The following is a 7,411-nucleotide window of genomic DNA, read 5'->3' as shown; positions in this document are numbered from 1 at the left end:
ATGGAAAAAATGGTCCGGCTATCATTGCCGAAGTTTGGTCGAAACTAAGATGCATTGCATCAAATTATTGGGGGATAAACTCAGTGCAAGAAAATTTGATAGCCAAGTCAATGAAATTCATACACGTATAGCCGTGTTAAATAAATTTACCGAGTTAGGTCAACCACATACCCAAGTTATGCCTTAAATTTGAGTAGATATGGGCAATCTTAATTTTTACATCTTTGTGCAACAAAGCCCAACGGGTGTGCCTACAGTCATTGCTGGAAAAATACTGGTGGATTAGTAATTTGGGCAAATCAATTTGCATTACAACAAACATCATCTAGAGCAATTAATAGTAGCACCTCTGATGATAAGAAGCAGGATAAATAAAATGTTAACAATTCTAGTTGAAGTAATTTTATCATTTTTTATATCCAATTATGAATCTGAAAATTATCCTTATCTAGCAGGTTTTATAAAGGGAATAGTTTTAGGTATATCAGCTTTCCTCTTGGGGATGTTGATTGATGTTATTAATGATAAAGTTATGGAAACACATTTGATAATATTATATTTCATTACTTGCATTGGTATAGGAATAATAGGAGGGCTATTTTTTATGTTTTTTACTTGGTTCACTAAAAAATAATACTAATAACATAAACGCTTGGTGTGACGGTTTTAAAAGCATAAAGGAACCGATTAACTGCACAAAAGACATAAATTTGATCTACAGTTACTTGTAAAAATAGAGCTAAACTTTAGCTGATTCCTTTTATCACTGTGACCAAATTGGAACACCGCAGACTTTAACAAATGAGTTAGGTGAATGTATATGGGAAATTAAGCAAGATACATGGGGCACAGCTTTAGAGATTAAGACTAGTGACAATTTATTAGAGCAAACAAGTATTCGCTTCCAAGGACAGTATTATGATGGAGAGACTGGCTTACATTATAACCGTTGCCGTTATTATGAGCCTGAGAAATTTTAAAGCACTACTTTAAAATTACGAAAGGCAAGGTATGTAAGTAAAGACCCTATAGGATTGTTTGGTGGTTTAAATAATTCGTATGTAAAAGACCCGAATCAATGGGTTGATCCGATGGGGTTATGGTCGGCTACTAATGAAAAAATTGAAGAATTAGCAGATAAATAAAGTATTTCTTCGTTTGCTAAGTAGATTGCCCGAAGTACCAAGAAAAATAGGCTATCATGCAATAGATTTAGGTGGACAAGGTTTATTTAGATTAAAGGAAATGTTATGAAATATTTTTTTATATTTTTAATGAGTAGGTTTACTTTTATATCTGCTTGACATCAATCAAAAAAAATAACTGTTAATGTAAATAACCTGAGTTTGTTAAACAATAAGCAGAAAGTGGTTGCCTATATTGGAATTGAGATGGGTGGCGGTAGCCCAAGAATTGATATGTCGGAAGGTGTAACTTCAAGTCAGCGTATTTATCAAATTGAATTTTTAAATAAGGCTAATAGAAAATGATTATTTCAAAACTAAGTCTATTATTAATGAGTATTTTTATATTAGTATCTTGTATAAATACAAAAGTTACTAAAGAAGGGGAATACTTTAAAACAATTAATTATAAATTCTTTAAATATTTTAAAACCAATGAAGAAGTCTTAATAGATAAAATTGATAATAAATATTCAGTGATTCAAATAAATAAGTCTGACCTTTCTTTAAGTGATTTTACACAAATTGATAATAAATTAAAAAAAGATGGGTGGAGAATAATATCAGCTAAAAATAATTTTTTTGAATATTGTTTTGGTGAGAAGATTTATTTGGGTGCACTATTTCCAGAAAAAGAAAAATATAGAAATTTTGCAGGTAATGAGGTTTTACCATTTAATCAAAAAAAATGGCTAGTCATTTTGTCTTATAGTGAAGGAAAAGTAAATTATTGCCGCAATGATGAATTGGAAAATATAGAGTTGGAGTATTTGTGATAACTTATTTATAATTTTTTTAATAGGTTTATTTGACTTTATTAATTACATAAAAATTTTAAAGATAGGTTATCCATGAGTTAATCTTATTCAAGTATTAACTTGGGTATGAGGTCGGTCTAATTCTGTGTATTTGTTTAACATGGCTATAAGTGTATGGATTTCATTAGGATGACTGGGCTTTGTTGCATAAATATGTAAGCATCTGATTTAAATAAATTTAATTTTGGATCAAAAAATAATCAAAACTTTTAAAATCATATAGTTATGAAATCTTTGTGCAACAAAGCCTTTTGATAGCGAACTTGAGAATTGGTGTAGTAAATCAGCTTTTGGTTTAGATAAAAGTAAATTTAAGAATATATTGGAGGAGGATAAGGCATTTAGTGAGGCCTTACAGAGTATATAAATGATTAATGCAAAAAAAATTGTGGGTAAAATAGAAGGCCTTAAATGTGAATACTCTGTTATACAGCCTTTTAAAAATATTGGTAAACGAGTCGCAACTACAGCTCTGCTAGGAGTGTTGACAGAAAGTACTTCACTCTTAAGTGCAGCCCCAATATTAATTCTCGCTTCAAAAGGTAGGAGAGCAAAAAATTTTACTTTTAAAATAGATGGGATTGATGTTATTGGGCAATTTACTACAGTAAAATTTAATGAAGGGGATCAAGTTGTTATCATTATTAGTGAAGAGCAAGATAAAGGGGTTTATTTAGCTTATGCAGTGTTAATACCAAATAAAGGGATTCTTCATATGTTGTATGATTCTGGGCGTTCATTTAAAAAGCATTGTTTACATTTACTTAAATGGGCAATAGTACTAAGCATATTTTCATGCATTTTTTTTACTATCATTGCTTTGGTAGGTTATTCAAATGCTGATAATGAAAAAGATATCGTAGACTTTAAAAATCAATTAATAATTTCTTATTTAGTGTCATTTATATTTTCGTTTGGTCTACTATTTAGCTTTTTAATTGGTAAAGATAATGTAGGTTTTTTAGGTCGATACAGTGAGAAAATTTTTGAAATATTAGAGTTTGAACAACCTAAAAATCAAAATCTTTTTAACTCATATCTGATCGATGAAGAAGGTTTACATGTCAGTGTTTTAGATTATAGAAAAAGTTTGATTGGTAAAGATTCCTATCCAAAGGATTATTTTGACAATGAAAATGATAAAAATTGAAGGTCGTATTAATAAACTAGAAGTAGAAGACTCTAAAATTTTGCCCATTGGTAATTTAGGTAAACATGCTGCTAATACTGCGTTAATTGGTACATTGGCTGGAAGTACCACCTTAATGAGTAATGCACCAATTATGGCGTTAGCTGCAAAAGGTAGAGACGGAAAGACTTTTAGAGGTGAGGTTAACGGAATTCGCGTTGTTGGTCAGTTCACTGGTGTAAAGTTTAAAAATAATACACCTTTAATCATGGTCATAAGTGAAGAGCAAGAGGAAGGATACCATTTTGTATATGCAGCTTTAGATCCTAAAAAGGGGCTTTTACACATGCCATATGAAATGGGGCGCTCTAAAAATAAAACTTATTTAACATCAATAAAATATGCAATTATTTTCTCATTAGTAATGATTATTCTTGCTAGTGCAATAGCTATTATGCAATATTTTAGCGGCGATTTTACAATAGATGAAATTAAGTTGAATCTAATGATTTTTTATCCTATTGGTATTTTATTTTCATTTTTCCTAATGTTTTGTTTTTTATTGGGTAAAAATAACTTGAGAGAGTTAGCACAAGTTTCAGAAAATGTATTTGAAATGCTCAATTTTTCAGATATAAAAGAACAAGACTTATATAAATCTAGGCTTATAGATAGTGAAGGCTTTTACCCGAGTGTGATGAAATATAGAGATGTTTTGATAGGAAAAGACCCTTTTCCTGAAGACTATTTTGACAAGAAAAATGAAAAAAATTGAAGGCAAGCTGCAAAATATTGAAATCGTACATTCTAAGATTCTGATATCTTGAATTTAAAAAAGCCCCTCAGGGCTTTTTTTTTACATCTAGACTTATGGCAACTGCTGAATCGGGCTACCACCCAAGCCTGCATTAAAGTCACATAAGCATTGTATTGACTCACCTGATTTTAGACAGATACAAATAGCAGAAGGGTTAGAGAAGCCAGAGAGTTATTTGGTGCAAGCACCCAAACCAATCGAAGAGTTAGATTTGGATATGTATAGTCACAAAGATGTTGATAAAACTCGGATGGCATAAGCCATCCGATGTTGGAAAATTTAAATTTATTGCTTAGGAAAAGGTTTTGGTGAATTTGAAGCACAGCGTACAGAAGTAGAGCTGTTGGGATTTAAATATTTGATACCATCTAAATCATTTTTATCAAACTGAGGGTTTGGTTCCATTCCATCTCTATAAATAGTGGTTACTGAACCTCCTATTGCTAAACTTTGTGCTGCTCCTTCTTGACGTGTACTCCTTACGGATTTTAATTTACCCGACTTGGGACCCTGTGGATTGAGCTCAGGTGAATTTTTATAATACTGTGGATCAAACCAATCGGACATCCATTCATAGTTATCGGTTGCCATATCGTAAAAACCTAAAGGTGTTGGTGGAAATTTACCTAGTTTTGCCACCTTAATACCATCAGCATCAGATATAGATTGGCTATATTCACGTCTTTGTTCATCACTCCAAACATTACGCCCCGTTTCATAATTGCCATTGTCTGTAGGGTATATGACATACTGTCCTTTATTTCGGGCAGCATATTCCCACTGTGCTTCAGTTGGTAAATTCATAGGGATGCCGACTTGTTTCCCTAACCATTGACAATAATCTGATGCCTGTTGCCAACTGATCCCTGCTGGCGCCATTGGTTGACGAGCTATTTTTGCAATTTCTTGCATACTGATACGAGGTAATCCTAAACTGTCTGTATAAATATCAAAATCATCGAATGTGGTTTTATATGCATTTAGACTAAAGCTATCAAGGGTCACTTTATGTGCAGGCATGGCAGCATAAAGTCCAACAATAGGCAGTTTATCTTTACGTGTGAGTGGGCCGAAGTCCCCCATCATAAAGGTGCCACCATCCACAAAAATCATATTTTTTTTGGTTTTTTCAACCAATTTTTGAATTTTGGATTGTAGCTCAGGAGAAGCACTATTTTGATTAGTAGAAGGAGTTTGTGGCTCATTCGCACTTTTTGCACAAGCACTTAAAGCAAAAGTAGATAATAAAATAAGAGCTAGGTTTTGATTAATCATATTCTTAAAAATTATAGAGTTGTTAAAATATTGCCAAAAAATAAAGCAAATACAATCAAGGGATAAAGAAAATTTAATATCTCAAAAAGTAAGTTTTTATATTTATTGAGTCAACTCTAAATAGGGCTACCAGCTAAGGTTTACATCAAGGTCATGCAAGCATTATCTTAATTTTACATAACCCGAAGCAAGGTAAATTAATCAATGGGTGATAATACACTGGACAACTCGTACAGCCTCTTTGTTTGATATGACAATTTGCATGAATGGTTTAGATGTAGAAATTAACCGTTTTGTAACACGAAAAAATGCCATTATTAATATATTTAAAACCTGTATCTCGACTCGGGAATGAATGAATGAATGTCATTTAACATGTGCATCCTCGTGCTGAAACCCAGTCCAAAAGTAATATGCAAAAAATTGAAGGGGATATTATTCGCTTTTTAAACTATGGTGAAGATGCCAGTATTGCTGAAGATATTATTATTGCGCTCAATTCGCGGCAAGACTACGCAGGTGGTCGAGAGAACCAATGGTTAAAAGATTTCCTGAAATATCGTAAACAGGCAAAAAAGATACAAGGTTACCCTTTGAATCATTTAATTGTAAAAAATCAAGATGATATGCAATTTAAACAGTTAGATTATATGGGTGGTTATGCAGACAATACTGCTATTTTAGCATCAAATTTAGATATTCTAGCGCCATTTGAAGATCAGGAAATACAACTCTATCAAACATGATAGAGTTGTATTGGGGAGACTACATAATTTTTTTAGTTTGGTTTACTACACAGCGTACAGAGTTGTCAAAGTTTGGATTGATTACTCCCTTAAATCTTTCAGGGAAATCTACTGGTTGAATAGGGTGAGTATGACTACGCCGTACGGTTAAACCCTCTCCCATCTGCAAGGTTTGTCCATCTAAAGGTTTAGCACTACGTAGTACTTTTTCGGCACCTGTTTTAGGGCCTTGCGGGTTTTTTTCTGGGGAGTGTTGATAGTAATCTGCTGCATACCAGTCGAGCATCCATTCGTAATTGTCTGTCGTTAAATCATAAAAACCTAGAGCTGAAGGTGGGTATTGTCCTACTTCAGAGATAAGTGACTTAGGTGCTTTATATTTTTTACGTAACTGTATACGTTGCTCAAAACTCCATACATTTACACCATTCTCAATTTTTCCTGTATTGGTTGGAAAATGAATTTTTTGACCTCTATTACGAGCAGCATATTCCCACTGGGCTTCGGTCGGGAGGTCTATGTCAAGTTTGAGTTGTTTTCCTAACCATTGGCAATAATTTCGTCCCTCTTGCCAAGAAACACCAGCAGACGAGTTAGGATATCTTGCTTTTGAAGATAAGGATTCAGTTGAGACCACTTTAGGCGTATTGGTTGCAGCGCTGTATATGTCTAAATCTGCATAAGTGGCTTTATAAGCAGACATGCTAAAGCTATCTAGAGTTACTTTGTGAACAGGTTTGCTATCAATTTTACTGTCATAATGATCAAAATCTCCCATCATAAAAGTACCACCTTCCACAAAAATCATATTATTCTTGGTTTTTTCTAGCAATTTTTGAATTTTGGATTGTAGCTCAGGAGAAGCACTTTTTTGATTAGTAGAAGGAGTTTGTGGCTCATTCGCACTTTTTGCACAAGCACTTAAAGCAAAAGTAGATAATAAAATAAGAGCTAGGTTTTGATTAATCATATTCTTAAAAATTATAGAGTTGTTAAAATAAAGCAAATACAATCAAAGGATAAAGAAAATTTAATATCTCAAAAAGAGAGTTTTTGTTATTTATTGAGCCACTCTGAATAGGTCTAACAGCTTAAGTTTACATCAAGGTCATGCAAGCATTATCTCAAACTCGACTTAACTCGAAACCAAGGGGATATTGATCTATAGGGGGATTACACTGGACAACTCGAACTGCTTGTTTGTTTGATATGACAATTAGCATGAGTGGTTTGGACGTAAAGATCAAGTATTTTGTAACATGTAAAAATGCCATTATTAATATATTTAAAACATGTGTCTCGACTCGGGAATGAATGAATGTCATTTAACGTATGCATTATTTGAAAATCAGGAAATACAACTCCATCAAACTTGATATAGCTGTATTGGGTGAGACTACATAATTTTTTTAGTTTGGTTTACTACACAGCGGACAGAGTTG

7 protein-coding genes and 2 pseudogenes are annotated in these 7,411 nt (G+C 32.8%); 7 read left to right on the top strand and 2 right to left on the bottom strand.

What is annotated here, in order from left to right:
- The 6 genes and pseudogenes from FTU13_RS14840 to FTU13_RS14815 all read left to right on the top strand — a co-directional run.
- Positions 1–187 (top strand): annotated as a pseudogene (locus FTU13_RS14840) (IS5/IS1182 family transposase); the annotation flags it as partial.
- A 189-nt stretch (positions 188–376) separates the two neighbouring features.
- Entirely contained in the window at positions 377–634 is a 258-nt protein-coding gene (locus FTU13_RS14835) for a hypothetical protein (RefSeq protein ID WP_180036159.1), read from the top strand.
- Between the two features lie 121 nt (positions 635–755).
- A pseudogene (locus tag FTU13_RS14830) lies at positions 756–1,109 on the top strand (RHS repeat domain-containing protein); the annotation flags it as partial.
- 377 nt (positions 1,110–1,486) lie between these two features.
- Entirely contained in the window at positions 1,487–1,960 is a 474-nt protein-coding gene (locus tag FTU13_RS14825) for a hypothetical protein (RefSeq protein WP_180128664.1), read from the top strand.
- Between the two features lie 409 nt (positions 1,961–2,369).
- On the top strand, positions 2,370–3,152 hold the full coding sequence (locus tag FTU13_RS14820; protein WP_180128665.1) for a putative type VI secretion system effector: 783 nt from the start codon (positions 2,370–2,372) through the stop codon (positions 3,150–3,152).
- Complete coding sequence (locus tag FTU13_RS14815) at positions 3,133–3,906, top strand: putative type VI secretion system effector (protein ID WP_257226770.1); 774 nt, start codon at positions 3,133–3,135, stop codon at positions 3,904–3,906. Before FTU13_RS14820 ends, FTU13_RS14815 begins: the two co-directional genes overlap by 20 nt.
- Positions 3,907–4,233: 327 nt before the next feature.
- Here FTU13_RS14815 and FTU13_RS14810 read toward each other — a convergent pair whose 3' ends face one another.
- Complete coding sequence (locus FTU13_RS14810) at positions 4,234–5,223, bottom strand: SUMF1/EgtB/PvdO family nonheme iron enzyme (RefSeq protein WP_218955158.1); 990 nt, start codon at positions 5,221–5,223, stop codon at positions 4,234–4,236.
- A gap of 377 nt (positions 5,224–5,600) precedes the next feature.
- Here FTU13_RS14810 and FTU13_RS14805 point away from each other — a divergent pair, with 377 nt between their 5' ends.
- Positions 5,601–5,969, top strand: a complete 369-nt coding sequence (locus FTU13_RS14805) for a hypothetical protein (protein WP_180128667.1) — start codon at positions 5,601–5,603, stop codon at positions 5,967–5,969.
- 19 nt (positions 5,970–5,988) lie between these two features.
- Here the strand turns inward: FTU13_RS14805 and FTU13_RS14800 are convergent, their stop codons facing one another.
- On the bottom strand, positions 5,989–6,939 hold the full coding sequence (locus FTU13_RS14800; protein WP_180128668.1) for an SUMF1/EgtB/PvdO family nonheme iron enzyme: 951 nt from the start codon (positions 6,937–6,939) through the stop codon (positions 5,989–5,991).
- Positions 6,940–7,411 lie beyond the last annotated feature (472 nt).

This window comes from Acinetobacter sp. YH12064 (genome assembly GCF_013419735.1).
Taxonomy (GTDB): Bacteria; Pseudomonadota; Gammaproteobacteria; order Pseudomonadales; family Moraxellaceae; genus Acinetobacter; species Acinetobacter amyesii.
This window is presented reverse-complemented; position numbering and strand designations above follow the sequence as displayed.

What these genes read in the sequence shown, in the direction of transcription:
- FTU13_RS14810 (WP_218955158.1), bottom strand. Translation starts at nt 5,223, where the DNA reads ATGATTAATCAAAACCTAGCTCTTATTTTATTATCTACTTTTGCTTTA.
- FTU13_RS14800 (WP_180128668.1), bottom strand. Translation starts at nt 6,939, where the DNA reads ATGATTAATCAAAACCTAGCTCTTATTTTATTATCTACTTTTGCTTTA.
- FTU13_RS14815 (WP_257226770.1), top strand. Translation starts at nt 3,133, where the DNA reads ATGAAAATGATAAAAATTGAAGGTCGTATTAATAAACTAGAAGTAGAA.
- FTU13_RS14820 (WP_180128665.1), top strand. Translation starts at nt 2,370, where the DNA reads ATGATTAATGCAAAAAAAATTGTGGGTAAAATAGAAGGCCTTAAATGT.
- FTU13_RS14835 (WP_180036159.1), top strand. Translation starts at nt 377, where the DNA reads ATGTTAACAATTCTAGTTGAAGTAATTTTATCATTTTTTATATCCAAT.
- FTU13_RS14825 (WP_180128664.1), top strand. Translation starts at nt 1,487, where the DNA reads ATGATTATTTCAAAACTAAGTCTATTATTAATGAGTATTTTTATATTA.